Raw genomic sequence first — 21,538 nt, 5'->3', positions numbered from 1 at the left:
AGGACCGCTGGATCAGGTCGCGGGCCGCAGCTTGGCGGCCTCTTCCTCGGAGGGCAGGTACTTGGCGCCGTCCTCGTAGGTCCAGTCGACCATCTTTGGCTTGCCGTCGACCAGGGCGGTCTTGCCGACCCAGGCGCCCATGGTGGACTGGTGGTCGGCGGCGCGGAAGTAGAACTCTCCGCTCGGCGCCTTCACATGCAGCTCGTCCATGGCCGACAGCATCTTGTCGGTGTCGGTGGCCCCGGCCTTCTCGATGGCGGCGATGGCCGACAACAGAGAGTTGTAGCCGACGATCGAGCCGGTCTTGGGGATCTCGTTCCAGCGCTTCTGATAGGCGGCGACGAAGGCCTCGTGTTCGGGGGTCTTGATGTCGGCGGCCGGGTAGCCGGTGACGATCCAGCCCTCGGGGCATTCGGCGCCCAGCGGATCCAGATATTCGGGTTCACCGGTCAGCAGCGACACCACGGAACGATCATCGAAGAGGCCGCGCAGCGACCCCTCGCGGACGAATTTCGCCAGATCCGCGCCGAAGGTGACGTTGTAGATCGCATCGGGCTTGGCCGCTTCCAGCGCGCGCACCGTGGCACCGGCGTCGATCTTGAAGACCGGCGGCCATTGTTCCTCGACGAACTCGACATCGGGACGCAGCTTCTTCAGCGCCGCCTGGAAGGCCGCCACCGCATCCTTGCCATAGGCATAGTTCGGCGCCACCGTCGCCCATTTCTTGGCATCCAGCTTGGCCGCCTGCTCTGCCAGCATCGAGGACTGGGTGTAGGTCGCCGGACGCAGCCGGTAGGTGTACTTGTTGCCCTTGGACCAGATGATCGCATCGGTCAGGGGTTCGGACGCCAGGAAGAACACCTCTTTCTGCTTGGCAAAGTCCGACACCGCCAGACCGATGTTCGACAGGTAGGTGCCGAACAGCATCGCCACGCCGTCCTTGCTGACCAGTTCCTCGGCGATGCGGATCGCGGTCGAGGGATCGCCCGTGTCGTCGCGGCTGATCACCTCGATCTGCTTGCCCAGCACGCCGCCCTTGGCGTTGATGTCCTCCATCGCCAGCGTCCAGCCCTTCTTGTAGGGCTCGGTGAAGGCCGGCAGCGCCGTGTAAGAGTTGATGTCGCCGATCTTGATCGTGGCACCCTGTGCCATCAGCCGGGCGGGCAGCGCGCTGACGGCCCCCAGGGCAGCCATCGAGGAAAGCAGCGTTCTTCTGTTGATCATGGGAGGACCTCCGATCCACAAACTGTTGAATTCTTTATTTTTCTGGCTCCGCCTTGCTGGCGGTTTCCGTTCTGGCAACCGGATCCGGGGGCAGGCCCTGAAACAAGGCCACGGCCGCTGGACCGTTTTGTCATTTGCACACAAACGGTATTGAGCCCCCTCCCGCACTGTCAATTGCCTTCACGCGGGCGGCGCGGGCTTTGCGATGCGGCGACAGGCTGTGCATGAAAATGCGGCGCGGGCCGAAGCGAATGCATGGCAAGGCCGCGCCCGGCCACCCGGTTCGCCCCTCTGCCCCGAGTCCCGGCCGACACTTCTCCAATCCCGAAGTTTACTTGCCATCTTTGCAATTTTTCCGAACCGGAAGCGGGTGTGATCTGGCCCTGAACAAAGAACCGGACCAGCCTGCCCATGATCACGACGGACTATCTTCGCCTTGCCGACCCCGCGCCCGGCCTTTCCTTTGCCGATCTGGCGCGGCAGCTTTTTCCGGGTGGCGGCATCGGCCCCAGCGATGCGGCGATGCGGGCGCTCTGCCCGATACTGATCCGCGGTGGCGCGGGCGCCTGGCTGGACATCGAGGGCTCTGGCGGCCCGGCACGAATGCTGGACTTCGTGATGGGCGGCAGCGCCCTGATCCTGGGGCATTGCGCACCGCAGGTGGTGGCGCGGATGCAGGCCCAGGTGGCGCGCGGCACGCATTACTACCAGATCCTTCATGCCCCGGCGCTGGAATTCGCCCGCCGCCTGAAGGCCACCATCCCCGTGGCCGAGCGCCTGATCTACACCTCGACCGGCAGCGACGCGATCCAGCAGGCGATCCGCATCGCCCGCACCGCCACCGGCCGCGAGGACGTGCTGAAATTCACCGGCGCCTATCACGGCACCAATGACGTGGCTCTGGTGGGCATGACCTCGCCCGCGGGGCGCAACAGCGGGATGGCGGATGCGGCGGGCGTGCCTGCGGGCAGCGCCGCCACCGTCCATGCCGTGCCGCGCGGCGATCTGGCCCGGGTCGAGGACTGCCTGAAGACCCATCGCGACCGCATCGCCTGCATCCTGATCGACCCGCTGCAACGCTGGCTGAAACCCGATCCCGCCTATCTGCGCGGCCTCCGGGCGCTGTGCGATCAATACGGCGTGCTGCTGGTCTTCGACGAGGTCGTCACCGGCTTCCGCCTGGCCCCCGGCGGCGCGCAGGCCTTCTGGGACGTGAGCCCGGACCTTGCGGCCTATGGCAAGATCATCGGCGGCGGCCTGCCCCTCGGGGCCGTGGCCGGCCCGGCCGCGCTGATGGACATGGCCGATGCGGGCGCCCGCGCCCCCGGCACCGCCGTCGCGACCTCGGGCACGTTCAACGGCAACGTGCTGGCCTGCGTCGGCGGGCTGGCGACGCTCGATTACATCGACCGCCCGGCCTTCCACCCGGCGCTGGCGCATAACGGCCAGACCCTGCGCACCGAGATGCAGGCGATCTTCGACCGCCACGGCATCGAGGCCACCGTTGGCGGCGAGGCCTCGTTCTGGCATGTGACCTTCGCCGGGCAGGAGCCCACCACCTACGAGGAGCATCTGAAGGCCGATCTGGACCGCGCCAAGCGGCTGGACCGGGCGCTGCTGAACCGGGGCATCTTCGTGATGCCGAACGGGCGGCGCTCGTTGTCGCTGGCGCATGGCCCGCAAGAGCGTGCCGAACTGCTGACCGTCCTCGATGACCTGTGCAAGGAAGCTGCGTTTTGACCCCCAAGGATACCTCTCCGCTGTTCGGCGCCGCCGATTGCCTTGAACTGGCCGGGATGCTGCGCGCCGGGACGATCTCGCGCCGCGAGCTGCTGGAAGCCACCATCGCCCGGATCGAGGCGCTGGATCCGGTCTGCAACGCCGCCCCCATCCGCTTCTTCGAGGCGGCCCTGGCCGAGGCCGACGCCCCCCTGCCCCCCGGCCCCTTCAGCGGCGTGCCGGTGATGGTCAAGGATGCCCAGACCCCGATCGCGGGTCAGGAGATGACGCAGGGCTCGAACGTGATGAAGGCCAATGTCGCCGCCCATGACGCGCCGCTGGTGGCGCGCATGAAGGCCGCCGGCATGACCATCCTGGCGCGCTCCTCCAGCGCCGAGTTCGGCGCGATGTTCGAGACCGACACCGCGCGCTACGGCGCCACGCGCAACCCCTGGAACCCGGCGTTCTCGACCGGGGGGTCCTCGGGCGGGGCGTCGGCTGCGGTTGCGGCACGGATGGTGCTGGCGGGACATGCCGGTGACGGTGCGGGCTCGATCCGGGTGCCTGCGGCCTTCAACGGGGTCTTCGGGCTGAAGCCCAGCCGCGGGCTGGTGCCGATGGGCCCGGACCCGCTGGAAAGCCCCGGGGGCACGACGACCTCGGGGTTCACCTCGGTCTCGGTGCGTGACAATGCCGCGATGCTGGACGCGGTGTCCGCACCGATGACCGGGGCCCTGTACCCGGCGGTGAACCAGGGCGTGTCGCTGCTGGCGGGGCTTGAGGTCGCGCCCGGCCCGCTGAAGATCGGCCTGATCCGCCGCCCGCTGGCCGATATCGAACCCGATCCCCAGGTCATCGCCGCGCTGGAAGATGCCGCCGCCCTCTGCGAGGGCCTCGGCCACGAGATCGTCGAGGTCGAGCTGCCGATCAACCATGCCGAGACGCTGCAACGGATCTGGCTGCACTGGGCGGTCAGCATCGGCACCGCGATCCACCGCATCGACCAGCGCCGCGGCCGCCCCGGCGCCATCGCCGATGCCGGCCGCTACGTGCAGCTGTTGTGGGAACAGTCGCGCTCGGTCAGCGCCTTCGACTACCTGGCCAGCCTGAACAAGCTGCAGGTCACCTGCGCCCAGGTCGCCCGCTGGCAAGAGGCCGAGGGCATCGATGTCTTCCTGTCGCCCATGGCCGCCGGCGGGCCGCCGCGCCTGGGCTGGCTGAACGCCGAAACCGAGGACCCGCAGACCGTCCACATCCGCCAGCGCGACTATTTCAGCTACACGCCGCTGATGAACCACATGGGGGCCCCCGGCATGTCCGTCCCCCTGGCCTGGAGCCGCGAGGGCCTGCCGCTGGGCAGCCACTTCTTCGCCGCCCCCGGTCAGGACGGGCTGCTGCTGCGCCTGGCCCGCCAGCTGGAGCTGGCCCGGCCCTGGAAGGACCGCCTGCCGCCGCACTGCTGAGCGCCCCGCACCACGACCCTCGGGGGCAGCAAGACCCCCGGGTTTCCAACAGAAGACAGCAACAGGGAAACACGACATGATCCGGAAATGCCTTTCCGCCGCGCTGCTGGGCAGCATCTGCCTGGCCTCGGCCGCAGCGGCACAGGACACCACCACCCCCGTCGACGGCGGCCGCCTCGACCTGCTGGTGCAGCCCGAACCCTCCAGCCTGATGCTGGGCATCATCACCAATGCGGCGACCAACCTGGTGGCGGGCGGCATCTACGAGGGCCTGCTGCGCTATGATCAGAAGCTGAACTCCGAACCCTCGCTGGCCAAAAGCTGGGAAATCTCGCCCGACGGCCTGACCTACACGTTCCACCTGCAGGACGGCGTCAAGTGGCACGACGGCCAGCCCTTCACCGCCCATGACGTTGTCTTCACCTTCACCAAGTTCCTGACCGAGATGCAGCCGCGCCACCGCGCACTGATGGACAAGGTCGCCTCGGTCGAGGCCCCCGACGACCTGACCGTAGTCTTCAAGCTGAAGCAGGCCTTCGGCCCCTTCATCCGCGCCTTCGCCTACAAGACCGCGCCGATCATCCCGGCGCATATCTACGAAGGCACCGATTTCCGCAACAACCCCGCCAACGCCACCCCGATCGGCACCGGCCCGTTCAAGTTCAGCCGCTGGGAGCATGGCTCGTACATCGAGCTGGTGCGCAACCCCGACTACTGGATCAAGGGCCTGCCGCATCTGGACAGCGTGGTCTACCACATCATCCCCGATGCGGCCGCCCGCGCCACCGCCTATGAACAGGGCCAGCTGCAGGTCCTGCCCGGCGGCACGATCGAGAACTTCGACATCGTGCGCCTGTCGAAGGAAAAGGGCACCTGCATCGACCAGGGCGGGTGGCAGTATTCCTCGCCCATGGCCTGGCTGTGGATCAACAACCGCAAGGCGCCGATGGACAACCCCAAGTTCCGTCAGGCGATCATGTATGCGCTGAACCGCGAACAGGCGCTGAAGGTGGTCTGGAACGGCTTCGGCAAGGTCGCCAAGGGGCCGATCGCCTCGACCACGCCGTTCTTCTCGGAGGCCGGCCCGACCTACACGCATGACCCGGCCAAGGCCAAGGCGCTGCTGAAGGAAATCCACTACGACGGCACGCCGATCCACCTGCTGCCCCTGCCCTACGGCGAGACCTGGCAACGCTGGGCCGAGGTGGTCAAGCAGAACCTGAAGGACGTGGGCATCCCGGTCGAAAGCGAAGCCACCGACGTGGCGGGCTGGAACCAGAAGACCGCGCAATGGGATTACGACCTGGCCTTCACCTTCGTGGCGCAGAACGGCGACCCGGAGATCGGCGTGGCGCGCAACTACATCTCGAGCCAGATCCAGAAGGGCAACCCCTTCAACAACGTCGAGGGCTATTCCAACCCCGAGATCGACAAGCTGTTCGCCGAGGCCGCCGTGGCCGTGCCCGACAGCAAGCGCCAGGAACTGTACGACCAGATCCAGACCAAGCTGGAAACCGACGTGCCGGTCGCCTGGCTGCAAGAGCTGAGCTTTCCGACGATCTACGACTGCAAGGTCCATAACGTGATCACCACCGCAAACGGCGTCGGCAACTCTCTGCGCGACACCTGGATCGGCAAGTGATAGGTCCGGGGGCGGCCTGGTTCCCCTGCCCGGCCCCGCCCCCCCCAACACGGCCCGGCCGCAGGATCCCGCTGCGGCTGCCCTGCCTGGAAAGGCCCGCCATGCGCATCCTGAACCACCTCGGCGCCGAACTGGGCGCCCGGCTTGCCGCCCATCCCACCGCCCCCGAGGTCCTGACCCGAACCGAACCCGCCACCCCCTGGGACATCCCCGAGGGCACCGATATCCTGGTCACCCGCGCCCTGCATGCCTGGGCCGAAGCCCCCGCGCAGGCGCCCGCAGCCGTGGCCGGGCTGCGCTGGATCCAGTTGCTGTCCGCCGGCACCGACATCTACCCCCGCTGGCTGATCGAGGGGCGGCCCGTCTCGACCGGCAGCGGGCTGACCGCGCCGCAGATCGCCGATTACGTGCTGGCCGCGATCCTGCGCCGCGCCAAGCCGCTTGATGCGGTGGCGCTGAAGACCGGCCTCGAGGGCCAGCGCCTGCTGGGGACGATCGGCGGCCAGCGGCTGGGTCTGGTGGGGTTTGGTGCCATCGGCCAGCAGGTCGCGCAGCGCGCACAGGCCTTCGGGATGCAGATCCGGGTGCTGCGCCGCTCGGCCAGAACGACCGAAGGGATCGACTGCGTCACCCGGATCGAGGAGCTGACCGGCTGGGCCGACCATCTGGTGCTGGCCGCCCCGCTGACCCCGCAGACCCGGCTGCTGCTGACCCGCGAGCGGCTGCTGGCCGCGCGGCCGGGGCTGCATCTGGTCAACATCTCGCGCGGCGAGATGATCGACCAGGACGCCCTGCCCGAGGCGCTGGACACAGGCGCGCTGTCCTACGCCACGCTGGACGTGACGCTGCCCGATCCGCTGCCGCCGGGCCATCCGCTGCTGTCGCATCCGCAGGTGCTGGTGACGCCCCATGTCGCCTGGTCCGGCGGCCAGCTGCAGGACGCCCTGTGGGAACGGCTGTCCGAGGGGCTGACGCGGCTGGCCCGGGGCGATCTGCCCGGGCATCTCTACGATCCGACGCGGGGTTACTGAGGCACGTCCGCCAGCGCCCGCCCCGTCGCCGCCAGCGCGGCAGCGGCGTAATCCGCGACGAAGGCCTCGACCAGCGGATTGCTGCGGGCGCCGTCGCGGGTGATGATCTCCATCCCGGTGGCATAGCTGAAGGCCGGGCCGCCGATCCGCTTCATCTGGCCGCGCGCCACCCAGCGATGGGCCACGTGATCGGGCAGGAAGCCGATCAGATGCCCCGACAGGATCATCAGCGCGCGGGCCTCCTGGGTGGGGGCGATGGCGCGCATCCGCAGGCCCGGGATCTGGTCACGCAGCGGCGTCGCCTCGCTGCGCAGGACGAAATCGTGCTGCGACAGCACCTGCGCGTCCACCACCTCTCGGCGATCGTGCAAAGGGTGGGTGCGGGCGCAGTAAAGGCTTGATGTCTCGTCATAAAGGCGGATCCGCCGCACCCCCTCACGAGCTTGGGCAAAGTTGCCGATGCCGATGTCGATCTCGCCCGTGATGACGCCCTTGGCGATGAAGCTCTGCGAGCCCATCTCCATGCAGAGGCTGGCGTGGTTGCCCGGCCGCGACAGAAAGCGGTGCACCGCCTCGGGGATCAGATATTCAGGATGGGTGAAATCGCCGCCATGCCCGGCGATGGTCAGCCGCCCGCCCAGCCGCCCGCCCAGATGCGCGATCTGGCTTTCCGCCACGTTCAGCCGTGCCAGCAGGTCTCGGGCGATCTGGCGCATCATCCGGCCTTGCTCGGTCAGTTCGAACCCCGACCGGCCGCGGTGGCACAGGGTGATGCCGAAGCGTTTCTCGAACGAGGAGATGCTGGTCGAGATGGTCGAGAGGTTCATGTTCAGCCCGGCCTGCGCCGCGGTCATGCCGCCGGCTTCGGCGACCGCCACGAAGACGCGCAGGTTGCGGATGTCCTGGGGCTGGAGGGATGGCAAGGGCTGCATGGCGGGTCCTGAGGGCGGGTCTTCAGGATTTCACGGAACGTCACGGGGTTCCAGCCCTCCCCCGGCGGGACGGCGGCTGCTAGCATGGCCCGGCACGGCCCCGGCCAGGAGACAGGCATGACCACACCATCCGAAAGCTACCGCCGGGGCGCGCCGCTGGACCTGTCGGCGCAGATCGAGGTGCAGGGCGCGCGGCTGCTGTTGTCGCACATGCCGGGGCGACGGCTGACCGACGGGCGCGGCCGGGTCTGGGCGCGCGACATCGCCTGCGACCTGGCGGCGCTGCAGGGCTGGGGCGCCGGGGCGGTGATCGTGCTGCTGGAGGATCACGAGCCCGCATCCCAGGGCGTGCCCGACTATTTCGACCGCCTGGCCGCGGCCGGGCTGACGGCGCTGCGCCTGCCGATCCCCGATTTCGGCCTGCCGGGCCGGGCCTTCCGCGCCGGGCTGGTCCGCCAGCGCGCGGCGCTGGCGGCGGCGCTGGCACCGGGGGGCCGCACGGTGATCCACTGCGCCGCGGGCCTGGGGCGCACCGGCACCCTGGCGGCGGCGCTGCTGTGCCGCGCGGGCCTGCCCGCCCCCCGTGCCATCGCCCAGATCCGCGCCCTGCGCCCCGGCGCCATCGAGACCCCCGCCCAGGAGGCCTGGATCGCCCGCTGCCCGGCCACGCGCCGCTGATCCGACGACAGCTGCCCGTTTCCCGGGCACCGACACCCTGCCGCAGCTTTCCCTGCTTAATCGATTAAGTCGGCAATTGACCGAAGGTTCCCAGCCAGCTTAATCGTTTCATCAAAGGAGATGCTCATGGCCAGCCTCAAGAAGATCGCGCAGGATCTGGGCGTGTCGACCGCCACGGTGTCGAATGCGCTGACCGGCAAGGGCCGCATCTCGGAGGATCTGGCCGAGCGGGTCCGCGCCCATGCCAGGGCCCTGGGCTACCGGCCCAGCACCGCCGCGCGGGCCCTGAAAAGCGGGCACAGCGGCATCCTGGGGCTGGTGATGCCGGACCTGACGAACCCGCTGTTCCCGCGCATCGCCCAGCAGCTGTCGATCGCCGCCGAGCAGCGCGGCCTGGGCATCCTGATCGGCGATTCCCGCGGCGATGCCGCCCGCCAGTCCGAGACGATTTCCCGGCTGGTCGACCGCGGCGTCGACGGTCTGGTGATCGTGCCGCAAAAGGGCACCTCTCCCACCGTGACCGAGGTCCCGGCGATCGTCATCAACACCGCCTCGGACCCGAATTCGCTGGTCGCCTCGGACCACCATGGCGGCGGGCGGCTGATCGGCGAACACATTGCCCGGCTGGGCCACCGCCGGGTGGTGCTGCTGGGGGGCGATGCGGTCTCGGAGGTGCAGGGCGACCGCATCCGCGGTATGCAGGCGGGCCTTGGCCCCGGGGTCCGCTGCCTGATGCTGTGGGGGCCCGCGGGGCTGGAGGAGGTCGTCGGCGAGGTTGCCCGTGGCGCCACCGCGGTGATGACCACCTCGGACCTGCTGGCGCTTGGCGTGCAGTCGGCCCTGAGCCGCGCGGGCTTTGCCGTGCCCGATGATGTCAGCCTCACGGGGTTTGACGATCTGCCGCTGGCCAGCGTCATGCACCCGGCGCTGACCACCATCGCGCAGGATGTCGGCGCCATCGCCGCCCGCGCCCTGGACGTGCTGGTGGCGCGCATCACCGGCGCGCCCGACCCGGCCGGACCCCGCGCCATGCCGGTGCACCTGGTCCAGCGCCGCTCGGCCGCGCCGGCCTCCATGGGACGGCGCGGCTAGATCCGCGCGGCCCTGCCCTCACGACCTCACGCCGTTCCGACATGGTGTCCCCGATGAAGACCTCTCTCTCCGCGCTGGCGCTTGGCTGCGTTCTGGCAACCCAGGCGATGGCGCGGGACAGGACCCTGACGATCTCGGTCTGCGCGCTGTCGCAGGATGAAGATGCCGAGGCGCTTTAGAAGCCCTTCGAGGCGGCCTGTGGCTGCAGGCTGGCGGCCCAGACCGGCAACCGCGTCGAGCGTGCCGCCAAGATGGAGGCCAATGCCGCCCGCCCCGTCATCGAAAGGGCGGTGCTGTCGACCCAGGATGCGCGGGCGCCTGCTTGCAAGGGCAGGCCCCAGGCGATCGCCCCCGCCAGGCTGTCGCATTTCGACCAGCTGTATGATGCCGCGCAGGACCCGCTAGGGGAGTACATGACGGTGGGCCATACCTTCTGCGGACCCTCGATCGTCTGCCGCAAGGATCTGGTGTCGATCAACAGCTGGGACGACCTGCTGCCCCCCAAGCTGGCCGGTCAGGCGCCGCCGAACATCACCGGTACCCAGGGGCCGCTGACGCTGATGATGCCGGGCAAGGCGATGGGCGGCGATGGCGACATGGCGCCGGTGATCGCGGCCATCGGCCAGAAGGCGGATGACATCGTGCCCTTCTATTCCCGCACCTCGGACCAGGTGCAGCGGATGAACCAGCAGGAGGTCATCGCCGCCCCCGTCGGGCGCCATGTCTGGGCCAGCTTTGCCGAAAGCAGCATGCCCCGTGCCTGGGCCACCCCCGGGGAAGGCCAGGCCGGCGGCATGAACGTGATGGTGCTGACCAGGGACAGCGGCCACGAGGCCCTGAGCTTTCATTTCATAGAGTACGGGCTGTCCCCCGTGGTCCAGTCGAAGCTGGCCCGGATGGGCATCGACAGCCCCGCCGACAAGACGGTCGAGGTCAGAACCGCGGCTGCCGACAAGCTGACCTGCGGCGCCGAAACGGTCAACGGCCTGAACATCATGGATGCCACCGACATCGTCGACCACCGCGCCGACTGGAGCCCCCGGTGGAATGCCGGGGTGATCAGGCAAGCCATGCCGCGCGCGGCCGCCTGTCCGCGCGTGACCTTGCCGGGTGCGGCCTGCCCCTTCGCGGCACCCGGTCCCTTCTTTCCCCCGTGCCGCCGAAGGACCTGCCGATGGTCCGAAATACCCGCCGGGGGCTGGGGCTGCCGGCGGCCATCTTCTCGGCGCTGATCTTTCCCGTGCCGGTGGCGATCCTTTTGCCCTCGGGGCGGACGGGCCCCCAGGGCGGCTGGTCGCGGGTGGGCCATGCGGGCTTCTTCGCCGACCGGCTGAACGTTCCCGTCTTCCTGCGCTCGCTGAAGCTTGCCGCGCGGGTCGCGGGCAGTGCGGCGGTGATCGGCTATGCGGCAGCCTTCTGCATCGTCGGCCTTGGCGCCCGGGCGCGTGGCCAGGTCTTCGGGCTGGTGGCGCTGCCGCTGATGATCTCTCCGGTGCCCGCACCCACGCCTGGATCGTCATTCCGGGGCGCACCGGCATCGTCAACGACGCGCTGACGGGGCTGGGCCTGAGCCCCCGGCCCGTGCAGCTGCTGTTCACCGAAACCGCCGTCTGCCTGGGGCTGCTGCACCTGTTCCTGCCGCTGATGAACATCGCCCTCGTCTCCGCGATGAAGACCAGCCCCCGCGGTGTCATCCCCGCCGCCCTGGTGCCAGCTGGCGGGCGGTCTTCGTGAAGGTGATCCTGCCGCTGACCCGCGAGGGGCTGGTGATCGGCGGCACGCTGGTCTTCACCGGTGCGTTGACCGCCTATACCACCCCGGCGATCCGGGGCGGCTCGAAGGTACTGATGCCGAAGACGCTGCCCCACCAGAAGATCAACCTGTCCAACGACATGGCATCCGCCAGCGTGATCGTGATGTCGTTCCCGGCCAACCTGGCGCTCAGGCGCAGCGCCACCGCCCAGAGAGGATCGCCGTGAAGCGCCTTGCCCCTGGGCCATCCCGGGCCTGACCCTGACCGTCCTGGGCCCTTCCTGATCATCCTCCGCACCGGCGCCTCGGCCGGGCCGACGCCGGCCTTCCCCCCGAGGGGCTGTCGCTGAAATGGTATCTGAAGGTCTTCACCATCGAAAGCCTCTGCGGCTCCTTTCTGCTGTCGCTGGAACTGGCGGTCTTCGGCACGCGGGCGGCGCTGCTGATGGGGCGCGCGCGGCCTATGTGCTGAACCGCTACCGCCTGCCCGGCGCCGAGACCATCCATACCATCGTCGCCGCCCCGATCATCCTGCCGGGCATCATCGTTGGGCCGGCGCTGCTGGGCTGCATGGTCGTGCCGGTGCGGCTGGCGCTGCGGCTGACCCATACCGCGCTGGTGCTGCCCAAAGCGGAGCGGGTCGTGTCCGCGTCCATGACGAACCCGCGACCCGACATGGAGGAAGCCGCCGTACTGCGGCGTTGCTGCCGCTGGCAGGCCTTCGCCAGGGTGGCGCGGCCGAACATCCGCGGCGGCGTGCTGGCGGCCTTCATCCTGGGCTTTGTCACCTCGTTCAACCAGCTGCCGGTGTCGCTGTTCCTGTCGGGACCGGGCGTCCACACCCTGCCCCTCGACATGCTGGCCTACATGGAGGCCACCTTCGATCCTTCGGCCGTGGCGCTCTCTGCCCTGCTGGCGGCGCTGTCGCTGGCCATTGTCTTCCTTGCCGAACGTGCACCGGGGGTCTCTCGTTATGTCCGATGCCTGGGTGGACCTGTCGAACCTGACGCTGACCTAAGGGAAAAACATCACGGTGCCGGATCTGGACCTGTCGATCCGCAAGGCAGAGCTGATCGCGCTGCCGGGCCCGTCGGGCTGCGGCAAGACCACCACGATGCGCGCCATCGCCGGGCTGCTGGCGCCCGCTGCGGGGCGGATCCGTATCAACGGGCGCGACGTGACGCCGGTGCCCGCCAACAAGCGCGACAACGGGCTGGTGTTGCAGCCCAGTGCCCTCTTCCCGCATCTGAATGCCTGCGCGAAGGTCGCCTTCGGCCTACGCCCGCAAAAGCTGCCCGCCGCCCGGATCCACACCCGCCCCGAGGACGCCCTGGCCACCGCCGGCCTGCTGGGCCCTGAGGCGCGCTGGCCCGCCGAGATGTCTGGCGGCCAGCAGCAGCGCGTGGCTCTGGCCCGCAGCCTGGTGATGCGCCCCAAGGTGCCGCTGCTGGACGAGCCGCTGTCGAACCTGGCCCCCCGCCTTCGCCTTGAAATGCGCAACGCGCTGCAGCGCGTGCAGAAGGAAACCGGCGCCACCATGGTCTTTGTCACCCATGACCCGTCCGAGGCGCTGGCGCGGGCCGACCGCATCGTGCTGATGAAACCGGGCCGGATCGCGCAGCTGGGCACCCCGGCGGATCTTTGTTCGCGCCCCGCCACCGCCCTCGCGGCCGCGTTCATAGGCTTCAAGCACATCTTCCACGTTCAGGGCGACCGGGTGGTTTCCCCGCAAGCACACTGGACCTGGGCTACCGCCCCGAGGCGCCGATCCTGGCCTGGCGGGCGGCTGCGGTGACGGTGGGGCGCGGGCCGCATCAGGGCCGGGTGCTGGCCTCCAGTTTTGCCGGATCGCACCGCGACGACCTGATCGGGGCCCGCATCGGTCAGATCCATGCCCGCGCCAGCATCACCTGCCGGAAATCGCCGTCGGTGCCCCCGGCCTTCGACCTGCCGCACGACATCGCGCATCCGCTGGTCGGCTGATCCTCCCTATCGCGCCCCGGGCGAACCGGAACTGGGTGACATGATGGCCTTTCCCGCCGATCTCAACGCCCCCAGCCTCAGGGCGCGGGCGGTCCGGGCGGCCCTTGGCCGGGCCCCCTTGGACCTGCCGGTCACCGGCGCACAGCTGCTGGACATCGTGAGCGGGCGGCTGCGGAGGGCCGATATCGGCATGGTCGGGCTGCCCCCGCCCCGCAGTGCGCCGCCCTGCAGGTGCTCGACGGCCGCGGCGGCCCCCGTGGTTCCGGGCTTCATCGACACGCATATGCATGTCGAAAGCTCGATGGTGACGGCGCCGGATTATGCCGCGGCGATAGCGCCGCGCGGCCAGACGACCGCCCTGTGGGACCCGCACGGGCAGACCAATGTCGCAGGCGAAACCGGGCTGGGGCACGCCTGCAGCATCGCCCGCGGCCTGCCGCTGCGGCTGCTGGTGCCCACCTGCGTGCCCTCGGTGCCGGGCTATGAACAAAGCCGTTTCCCCCCCAAGGTCATCGACCGCTGGCCGGCCCGCCCCGACACCCATGGCGCGGCCGAGCTGATGACCATGCATCCGCTTCTGGACGGCGATCCGCGCGTCACCAGCATCGTCGAGGCGGCTTTGCGACCATGCCCTCGGGCTGGCGGTGGCTGCCGGGGCGCCGTCGTCGCGCATCTGGCCCTGCCCGGCGCCGGTCTGCTCAGCGATGTCCCACGGGCTGCCGCCTTCACCGCCCTGCGGGACCGCCTCGACGTGCTGGTCGACTGGCCGCCGCCGCTGGTCTTCAAGGTGCCCTTCGGGGCCTCGCTGGCCTGCAACGCCGGTCCGCGCCTCAGCGACAGGGCCTGGTCGTGGTCTGCGAGGGCCCCATCCTGGAAACCTGCGTGATCGCCTGATCCGCCCGCCCCTGGGGCAGCCGCGCCACGCCCCCGGACCCAAAGCGCCCGGCGCCATTCCGTTCCGTCGCCCCGGCCGCTAGGCTTCGGGCGGGCGTGCCTTTCCCCTGCGCGACCCCAGGAAAGGAACCACCATGGCCCGAATCGTCTTCGACCTGGACGGCACGCTGATCGACAGTGCCGCCGACATCCGCGAGATCGCCAACACCCTGCTGGAGGACGAAGGCCTGCCGCCCCTCTCGATGCGCGAGACGCGCGCCTTCATCGGCGAGGGGACCCCGGCCTTCCTGCACAAGATGATCGCCGCCCGCGACATGGAACCCAGCCGCCACCCCGCGCTGGAGCAGGCCTTCCTGGCCCGCTACGAAGGCGCCGTCGGGCTGACCCGGATCTACCCGGGCGTGCTGCCCGCCCTGGATGCGCTGGCCGAGGCCGGTCACGTGCTGGGCATCTGTACCAACAAGCCCCAGGCCCCCGCCCGCGCCGTGCTGGAGCACCTCGGGCTGCTGGACCGCTTTGCCGTGGTGATCGGCGGCGACAGCCTGCCGCAGCGCAAGCCCGCCCCCGAACCGTTGCACGCCGCCTTCGCCGCCCTGCCCGAGGGGGCCTCGATCTATGTCGGCGACAGCGAGGTCGACGCCGCCACCGCCGAGGCCGCGCAGATCCCCTTCCTGCTTTACACCGAGGGCTACCGGAAGGGCGACGTGGCCGCCATGCGCTGGCACGCCGCCTTTGCCGATTACGCCCGCCTGCCCGGGCTGGTCGCGGCGCTTGGCTGACGGCAAGTCTTTGACATTCCGGGCCGGGGCCTGTTTCCTGCGCCCTATCAGGATCACGGTCCCGGCCCGGAAGGACAGCCCATGGCCCCCTCAGGCGCAGCGCATGATTGCGACATCTTCATCCTCGGCGGCGGGGTGAACGGCTGCGGCATCGCCCGCGACGCGGCCGGGCGTGGCCTGAAGGTGATCCTGGCCGAGATGGGCGACCTGGGCGGCGCCACGTCCTCGGCCTCGACCAAGCTGTTCCACGGCGGGCTGCGCTATCTGGAATACTGGGAGCTGCGGCTGGTCCGCGAATCCCTGAGCGAACGCGAGCGCCTGCTGCGCGCCATGCCGCATATCTCGTGGCCGATGCGCTTCGTGCTGCCGCTGCACCCGGAGATGCGTTTTGCCAGCGACACGCCCACCTCGCGGCTGCTGGGGCTGCTGATGCCCTGGATGAAGGGGCGCCGACCGGCCTGGCTGATCCGGCTGGGGCTGGCGATCTACGACCGGCTGGGGGGCCGCAGCACCCTGCCCGGCACCCGCAACCTGTCGCTGCAAGGCACCCCGGAGGGCGACGGGCTGAAGCCCACCTTCACCCGCGCCTTCGAATATTCCGATGCCTGGGTGCAGGACGCCCGGCTGACCGTGCTGAACGCCCGCGACGCCCGCGCCCGCGGCGCCACCATCCTGCCGCGCACCCGCGTCACCGCCGCCGAACGCCGCCCCGACGGCTGGACGCTGACCCTGTCATCCGGCCGGCGCGTCACCGCGCGGCTGCTGGTCAATGCCGCCGGCCCCTGGGTGGGCGAGGTTCTGGCCGACACGCTGCATCTGCAGACCCGCGCCCGGGTCCGGCTGGTGCGCGGCAGCCATATCGTCACCCGGCGCCTCTTTGCGCATGAGAAATGCTATTTCCTGCAAGGCGCCGATGGGCGGATCATCTTCGCCATCCCCTACGAGGACGACTTTACCCTGATCGGCACCACCGATGCCGACCACCCCGATCCCGACCTGCGCCCCGAAGCCTCGGAGGCCGAGATCGACTACCTGATCGCCTTCGCCAACGATTACCTGGCGCGGCCCATCAGCCGTCAGGATGTGGTCTGGACCTATTCCGGGGTGCGGCCGCTTTATGATGACGGCGCGGCCAGCGCCTCGGCCGCGACGCGCGACTATGTGCTGAAGCTGGACCGCGACGGCGCGCCGCTGCTGTCGGTCTTCGGCGGCAAGATCACCACCTACCGGCGCCTGGCCGAACATGCGATGCAAAAGATCTCCCCCGCCCTTGGCCAGCAGGATCAGCCCTGGACCGCCGGCGTGCCGCTGCCGGGCGGCGATTTCCCGGTCGGGGAAACCGCCCAGCGGACTGCCGCGCTGTGCCAGGCCTATCCGTTCCTGGGCATGAAGCAGGCGCGCCGGATGTTCCGCCACTACGGGCTGGAGGCCGGGCAGATCCTGGGATCCGCGCGCAGCTGGCAGGACCTGGGCACCGACTATGGCGCCGGCCTGACCGAGGCCGAGGTGCAATGGCTGATCACCCATGAATTCGCCCATACGGCAGCGGATGTCCTTTGGCGGCGCACCAAGCTGGGACTGCGGCTGGATGCCGCCCAGGTCGCCCGGCTGGAAGCGCGGATGGAACGCGCCAGATAACCCTTGCGCCAGCAACCCGCGGGAGGCCCCATGACCCATATCCTTGCCATCGACCAGGGCACGACATCCAGCCGGGCGATCCTGTTCGACGCCGACATGCAGATCGCGGCCTCGGCCCAGCAGGAATTCCCGCAGCATTTCCCGCGCTCGGGCTGGGTGGAACATGACCCCGCGGACCTGTGGTCCTCGACCGCCGCCACCTGCCGGGCCGCCATCGAGAAAGCCGGCCTGCATCCCGACCAGATCCGCGCCATCGGCATCACCAACCAGCGCGAGACCGTCGTGCTGTGGGACCGCGAAACCGGCAAGCCGCTTTACAACGCGATCGTCTGGCAGGACCGGCGCACCGCGCAACTGTGCCACGACCTGCGCGCGGCCGGCCACGAGGATCGCGTGACCGAGATCACCGGCCTGCTGCTGGATCCCTATTTCTCGGGGACCAAGCTGAAGTGGCTGCTGGATACGGTCGACGGCGCCCGCGCCCGGGCCCGCGACGGCCATCTGGCCTTCGGCACCGTCGACAGCTACCTGATATGGAAGCTGACCGGCGGCACCACCCATGTGACCGACATCACCAATGCCGCGCGCACCATGCTGTGCGACATCCGCACCGGCACCTGGTCGGAAGAGATGTGCGCCCTCCTCGACATCCCGATGTCGCTGCTGCCCGAAATCCGCGACTGTGCCGATGATTTCGGCGTCACCCGCCCCGATCTGTTCGGCCGAGAGATCCCGATCCTGGGCGTCGCGGGCGACCAGCAGGCCGCAACCATCGGCCAGGCCTGTTTCGAACCGGGGATGCTCAAAAGCACATACGGCACCGGATGTTTTGCGCTGCTGAACACCGGCGACCAGCCGGTGCGCTCACAGCACCGGCTGCTGACCACCATTGCCTACCGGCTGGACGGGCAGACCGCCTATGCGCTGGAAGGGTCGATCTTCGTGGCAGGCGCGGTGGTGCAATGGCTGCGCGACGGCATGGGGCTGATCCGGCGTGCCGGCGACAGCCAGCGCCTGGCCCAGGCCGCCGGTCCTGACCAGGACGTCATCCTGGTGCCCGCCTTCACCGGCCTTGGCGCGCCCTACTGGAACCCCGACTGCCGCGGCGCGGTCTTTGGCCTGACGCGCAACTCGGGCCCCGAGGACTTTGCCCGGGCCGCCCTGCAATCTGTGGGTTTCCAGACCCGCGACCTGCTGGAGGCGATGCAGGCCGACTGGACGGCAGGCGCGGCGCGCACCCTGCGCGTCGATGGCGGCATGAGCGCCTCGGACTGGACGATGCAGTTCCTCGCGGATGTCACCGGCGCCCCGGTCGACCGCCCCCGGATGGTGGAAACCACGGCCCTGGGCGCGGCCTGGCTGGCCGGACACCGGGCGGGCCTTTATCCCGACCGCGAGGGCTTTGCCCGCGCCTGGGCGCTGGAGCGCACCTTTACCCCCGCCATGGACCGCGCCCGGGCCGATGCGCTTTACGCCAAGTGGAAACGCGCGGTGGCAGCGGCCCAGGCCTACTAGGCACGGGGCGCTGACAGGACCGGCCCAGCCCGACGCCGGGCAAGGGACCGGCCCTGCCGGACAGGAGACTGCCGGATTGCCCCCGGGCAGGGCCTCCGCAGGCGTGCCGGACAGGAGACCGCCGGTGGCCCCCGGACAGCCCCCCGCAGGCCCGCCGGACAGGGGCCCGCGGGGGTGGCAAGGCGGGGGCTAACCGGCCAGCTCGGCCTCGGCGGTCATGGCGACGCCGCCGTCACCGCGGCTGGCCCAAAGCGTCACCTGATCGCCGTCGCGTGCCGCGTTCAGCGTCACGCTGTCGCCCTCGAAGACGGGGGTGAAGGCGCGGAAGGCGAAACGCAGCATCCGCTCGGGGTATGTGCGGCGCACCAGATCGGCCAGCAGCGTCGCGATCAGCGGCCCGTGGACGATCAGGCCGGGATAGCCCTCGACCCCCATGGCATAATCGCGGTCGTAATGGATGCGGTGGCCGTTGAAGGTCAGCGCCGAGAAGCGGAACAGCATCACCGGATCGGGCATCACCACCCGCGACACCTGCGCCTGCCCGGGGGCCGCGATGGGCCGCCCGGCGGGGGCATCAAGGCCGCGGTAGACGATGTCATGCTCGTCCACCACGCACAGCGTGCCGTCGGCATCGAAAACCTCGTGGCGCACGGTGACGAAGACCAGCGCCCCGGTGCGGCCCTGCTTGCGCGCCACGTTGGCGATGGTCGAGACCCGGCGCGCCCCCTGATCCAGCCGCAGGGGCGCCGGGAACCACAGCCGGCTGCCCGCCCACATCCGCCGTGGCAGATCGCCGGTGGGCGGCAGGAAGCCGCCGCGCGCGGCATGGCCGTCGGGGCCAAGCCCGGCCTGCGGCGCGGCATCGAGGAACCAGAACCAATGCGCCAGCGGCGGCACCTCGGACGGCGGGGGATCATCGCGGTCCAGCAGCGCCGACAGCCGCACCAGCGGCCCCGCGGCCAGATGATCCGTGGCCTCTTCCCGACGCCCGATCCAGTCGGTGATCTCCATCGCCTTCCCCTTCAGATCCGCCGCAACACTTCCTCGAGTACCACCTGCGCGGCATGAGGCAACTGCCGCCCGCGGTTCGTGATCACGAAATAGGGCGACACGGTGAAGCGGCAGGCCACGTCCAGCGCCACCAGCCGGGCGCCCAGGGCATCGCCGGTCAGGATCTCGGCCACCTCGCGGGATTGCGGGGAAATCACGTCTCCGCCCGCCAGCAGCGACAGCACCACCAGCAGCGAGGATGAGTTGTAGACATTGCGCGGCACGTCGATGCCGGTGCCCAGAAAGCCGTCCTCGACCGCGCGCCGGATGGGCGAGCCGCGCTCCTGCACCACCCAAGGGTAACGTGTCAGCGCCTCCAGCGGCACCTGCGCCTGCCCCGCCAGCGGATGCAGATCGCGCACCAGCAGCGCGACCTCCTCGGAGCGCGCGGGGTAGATGTGCAGGTCGCGCCGGTCATGTTCGGAGGGCAGACGGGCGATGATGAAATCGAAATGCCCCTCCTCCAGCCCGCGCACCAGCTGCACCGAGGGGCTGACCTCGACCGTGGCCTCGATCTGCGGCGCGGTTTCCTTGATGTGTTGCAGCGCCGGCATCAGATAGCCCATCGCGGGGCCGGTGACGGCGCCCACGCGCACCTCGCCCTTCTGGCCGCTGGTGATGCCCTCGACCTCGGATTGCAGGCTTTCCATCTCCCACAGGATGACGCGGACATGACGCAGGAAGGCCCGGCCCAGCGGCGTGGGTTCCATCCAGCGGGGATGGCGGATGAACAGCGGCGCGCCGCAATCGGCCTCGATCTCGGCCAGCATCCGGCTGGCGGCAGGCTGCGACATCGCCAGCGCCTCGGCGGCCAGTTGCAGTTTCTGACGGCGCGCGATCTCGGACAGAAGGCGCAGGTGAATGGGTTTGAGGCGGCGAAACAGGTCCATGCTGCGCCACATCATACCAGATTCGATATGCATTTCATCAGAAATAGCATTTTACAGGTATGATACGGACGTTTACCCACACGGGTGGTTGAGGAGAACAACCAGGGACATCCCCCACGCCAGGAGAGCGCCCGGGGGCATGAGTGGAGGAGATCTAGATGTTCAGGAAATTCGCGGCCCTTGCGGCCGCCGCCTTCGTGCTGTCTGCCGGTGTCGCCCAGGCGGGCGGTCTGGTGGGCATCGCCATGCCGACGAAATCTTCGGCGCGGTGGATCTCGGACGGGGACTCCATGCAAAAGCAGCTGCAGGCCGCCGGCTATGACACCATCCTGCAATATGCCGAGGACGACATCCCCAACCAGGTCGCGCAGATCGAGAACATGATCACCCGCGGCGTCGACGTGCTGGTGGTCGCGGCGATCGACGGCACCACCCTGTCGAATGCGCTTGAGAACGCGCATTTCGCCAATATCCCCGTCATCGCCTATGACCGGCTGATCCGCGACACGCCCTATGTCAGCTATTACGCCACCTTCGACAACTTCAAGGTGGGGGTCGAACAGGCGACCTCGCTGGTGGACGGGCTGAAGGAACGCTTCCCCGACACCAAGCCCTGGAACGTCGAACTGTTCGGCGGCAGCCCGGACGACAACAACGCCTACTTCTTCTACAACGGCGCCATGTCGGTGCTGCAGCCGCTGATCGACAACGGTTCGGTCGACGTGGTGTCGGGCCAGGAAGGCATGGACAAGGTCGGCACCCTTCGCTGGGACGGCGCCGTGGCCCAGGCCCGCATGGATAACCTGCTGTCGGCCTATTACACCGACAAGCATGTGAACGGCGTGCTCTCGCCCTATGACGGGCTGTCGATCGGCATCCTCAGCTCGCTCAAGGGGGTGGGCTATGGTTCGGGCGACACGCCGATGCCCATCGTCACCGGCCAGGACGCCGAGATCCCCTCGATCAAGTCGATCATCGCGGGCGAGCAGTATTCCACCGTCTTCAAGGACACCCGGGAACTGGCAGGCGTCGCCGTCAACATGGTCAACGCCCTGATGCAGAAGAAGGAACCCGAGATCAACGACACCACCACCTACAACAACGGTGTCAAGGTCGTGCCCTCGTACCTGCTGCAGCCCAAGCTGGTGGACAAGTCGAACTGGAAGGAACTGGTGGTCGACAGCGGCTACCACGACATGTCGAACTTCCAGTGAAACCGCGGGGGCCCGGAACCTGCGCGTTCCGGTCCCCTTCCC

General features: G+C 69.3%; 23 protein-coding genes and 1 pseudogene. 19 read left to right on the top strand and 5 right to left on the bottom strand.

Annotated elements, in window-relative coordinates; translation table 11 throughout:
• Positions 1–12: 12 nt before the first annotated feature.
• On the bottom strand, positions 13–1,221 hold the full coding sequence (locus AC2ITM_RS04135; RefSeq protein WP_486469388.1) for an ABC transporter substrate-binding protein: 1,209 nt from the start codon (positions 1,219–1,221) through the stop codon (positions 13–15).
• A 414-nt stretch (positions 1,222–1,635) separates the two neighbouring features.
• Here AC2ITM_RS04135 and AC2ITM_RS04130 point away from each other — a divergent pair, with 414 nt between their 5' ends.
• The 4 genes from AC2ITM_RS04130 to AC2ITM_RS04115 all read left to right on the top strand — a co-directional run bounded on the left by AC2ITM_RS04130 (position 1,636) and on the right by AC2ITM_RS04115 (position 7,079).
• On the top strand, positions 1,636–2,964 hold the full coding sequence (locus AC2ITM_RS04130) for an aspartate aminotransferase family protein (RefSeq protein ID WP_486468565.1): 1,329 nt from the start codon (positions 1,636–1,638) through the stop codon (positions 2,962–2,964).
• Positions 2,961–4,406, top strand: a complete 1,446-nt coding sequence (locus tag AC2ITM_RS04125) for an amidase (RefSeq protein ID WP_486468564.1) — start codon at positions 2,961–2,963, stop codon at positions 4,404–4,406. The genes AC2ITM_RS04130 and AC2ITM_RS04125 overlap by 4 nt, the downstream gene beginning before the upstream one ends.
• Before the next feature lie 76 nt (positions 4,407–4,482).
• Positions 4,483–6,048 (top strand): ABC transporter substrate-binding protein, encoded by a 1,566-nt coding sequence (locus tag AC2ITM_RS04120; protein WP_486468563.1) that lies wholly within the window; start codon positions 4,483–4,485, stop codon positions 6,046–6,048.
• A 101-nt stretch (positions 6,049–6,149) separates the two neighbouring features.
• Entirely contained in the window at positions 6,150–7,079 is a 930-nt protein-coding gene (locus AC2ITM_RS04115; protein WP_486468562.1) for an NAD(P)-dependent oxidoreductase, read from the top strand.
• Here the strand turns inward: AC2ITM_RS04115 and AC2ITM_RS04110 are convergent.
• A complete protein-coding gene (locus AC2ITM_RS04110) occupies positions 7,073–8,011 on the bottom strand; it encodes a LysR family transcriptional regulator (protein ID WP_486468561.1) in 939 nt (312 codons plus the stop codon). The genes AC2ITM_RS04115 and AC2ITM_RS04110 overlap by 7 nt on opposite strands.
• Before the next feature lie 117 nt (positions 8,012–8,128).
• Between AC2ITM_RS04110 and AC2ITM_RS04105 the strand changes: the two genes are divergently transcribed.
• From AC2ITM_RS04105 to AC2ITM_RS04075, 7 genes are all read left to right on the top strand, one after another.
• Positions 8,129–8,689 carry a phosphatase domain-containing putative toxin gene (locus AC2ITM_RS04105; protein WP_486468560.1) on the top strand — a complete coding sequence of 187 codons (561 nt, stop codon included), beginning with the start codon at positions 8,129–8,131 and terminating at the stop codon, positions 8,687–8,689.
• Positions 8,690–8,815: 126 nt separating this feature from the next.
• Positions 8,816–9,781: a LacI family DNA-binding transcriptional regulator gene (locus tag AC2ITM_RS04100; protein WP_486468559.1), complete on the top strand. Its 966-nt coding sequence runs from the start codon at positions 8,816–8,818 to the stop codon at positions 9,779–9,781.
• 53 nt (positions 9,782–9,834) lie between these two features.
• A complete protein-coding gene (locus tag AC2ITM_RS04095; RefSeq protein ID WP_486468558.1) occupies positions 9,835–9,960 on the top strand; it encodes a hypothetical protein in 126 nt (41 codons plus the stop codon).
• 72 nt (positions 9,961–10,032) lie between these two features.
• Positions 10,033–11,013 (top strand): ABC transporter substrate-binding protein, encoded by a 981-nt coding sequence (locus AC2ITM_RS04090; protein ID WP_486468557.1) that lies wholly within the window; start codon positions 10,033–10,035, stop codon positions 11,011–11,013.
• Entirely contained in the window at positions 10,956–11,336 is a 381-nt protein-coding gene (locus AC2ITM_RS04085; RefSeq protein WP_486468556.1) for a hypothetical protein, read from the top strand. The genes AC2ITM_RS04090 and AC2ITM_RS04085 overlap by 58 nt, the downstream gene beginning before the upstream one ends.
• 26 nt (positions 11,337–11,362) lie before the next feature.
• Positions 11,363–11,515: a hypothetical protein gene (locus AC2ITM_RS04080; RefSeq protein WP_486468555.1), complete on the top strand. Its 153-nt coding sequence runs from the start codon at positions 11,363–11,365 to the stop codon at positions 11,513–11,515.
• Positions 11,512–11,760, top strand: coding sequence for a hypothetical protein (locus tag AC2ITM_RS04075; RefSeq protein ID WP_486468554.1), 249 nt, complete (start codon positions 11,512–11,514; stop codon positions 11,758–11,760). Before AC2ITM_RS04080 ends, AC2ITM_RS04075 begins: the two co-directional genes overlap by 4 nt.
• A 249-nt stretch (positions 11,761–12,009) precedes the next feature.
• On the opposite strand, the gene AC2ITM_RS04070 is transcribed toward AC2ITM_RS04075, so the two are convergent.
• Positions 12,010–12,306, bottom strand: a complete 297-nt coding sequence (locus AC2ITM_RS04070; protein ID WP_486469460.1) for a hypothetical protein — start codon at positions 12,304–12,306, stop codon at positions 12,010–12,012.
• Here AC2ITM_RS04070 and AC2ITM_RS04065 point away from each other — a divergent pair.
• From AC2ITM_RS04065 to glpK, 7 genes and pseudogenes are all read left to right on the top strand, one after another.
• Positions 12,209–12,415: pseudogene (locus tag AC2ITM_RS04065) on the top strand (ABC transporter permease); the annotation flags it as partial. The gene AC2ITM_RS04070 and the pseudogene AC2ITM_RS04065 overlap by 98 nt on opposite strands.
• 151 nt (positions 12,416–12,566) lie before the next feature.
• Entirely contained in the window at positions 12,567–13,328 is a 762-nt protein-coding gene (locus AC2ITM_RS04060) for an ABC transporter ATP-binding protein (protein ID WP_486468553.1), read from the top strand.
• Positions 13,325–13,516 carry a hypothetical protein gene (locus AC2ITM_RS04055; RefSeq protein ID WP_486468552.1) on the top strand — a complete coding sequence of 64 codons (192 nt, stop codon included), beginning with the start codon at positions 13,325–13,327 and terminating at the stop codon, positions 13,514–13,516. Before AC2ITM_RS04060 ends, AC2ITM_RS04055 begins: the two co-directional genes overlap by 4 nt.
• A gap of 40 nt (positions 13,517–13,556) precedes the next feature.
• Positions 13,557–14,402, top strand: a complete 846-nt coding sequence (locus AC2ITM_RS04050; protein WP_486468551.1) for an amidohydrolase family protein — start codon at positions 13,557–13,559, stop codon at positions 14,400–14,402.
• Between the two features lie 142 nt (positions 14,403–14,544).
• A complete protein-coding gene (gene gph, locus AC2ITM_RS04045; RefSeq protein ID WP_486468550.1) occupies positions 14,545–15,189 on the top strand; it encodes a phosphoglycolate phosphatase in 645 nt (214 codons plus the stop codon).
• 81 nt (positions 15,190–15,270) lie between these two features.
• Complete coding sequence (gene glpD, locus AC2ITM_RS04040; protein ID WP_486468549.1) at positions 15,271–16,827, top strand: glycerol-3-phosphate dehydrogenase; 1,557 nt, start codon at positions 15,271–15,273, stop codon at positions 16,825–16,827.
• 30 nt (positions 16,828–16,857) lie between these two features.
• Complete coding sequence (gene glpK / locus AC2ITM_RS04035; protein WP_486468548.1) at positions 16,858–18,342, top strand: glycerol kinase GlpK; 1,485 nt, start codon at positions 16,858–16,860, stop codon at positions 18,340–18,342.
• A gap of 189 nt (positions 18,343–18,531) precedes the next feature.
• Here glpK and AC2ITM_RS04030 read toward each other — a convergent pair whose 3' ends face one another.
• Positions 18,532–19,353, bottom strand: coding sequence for an HTD2 family dehydratase (locus AC2ITM_RS04030; protein WP_486468547.1), 822 nt, complete (start codon positions 19,351–19,353; stop codon positions 18,532–18,534).
• A gap of 11 nt (positions 19,354–19,364) precedes the next feature.
• Positions 19,365–20,282 carry a LysR family transcriptional regulator gene (locus tag AC2ITM_RS04025; protein WP_486468546.1) on the bottom strand — a complete coding sequence of 306 codons (918 nt, stop codon included), beginning with the start codon at positions 20,280–20,282 and terminating at the stop codon, positions 19,365–19,367.
• A gap of 158 nt (positions 20,283–20,440) precedes the next feature.
• Here AC2ITM_RS04025 and chvE point away from each other — a divergent pair, with 158 nt between their 5' ends.
• The gene (gene chvE / locus AC2ITM_RS04020) at positions 20,441–21,496 is read left to right on the top strand and encodes a multiple monosaccharide ABC transporter substrate-binding protein (protein ID WP_486468545.1); all 1,056 of its coding nucleotides are present in this window, start codon (positions 20,441–20,443) and stop codon (positions 21,494–21,496) included.
• The last annotated feature ends 42 nt before the right edge of the window (positions 21,497–21,538 follow it).

This window comes from Pseudooceanicola sp. NS-SX9 (assembly GCF_057380705.1).
This window is presented reverse-complemented; position numbering and strand designations above follow the sequence as displayed.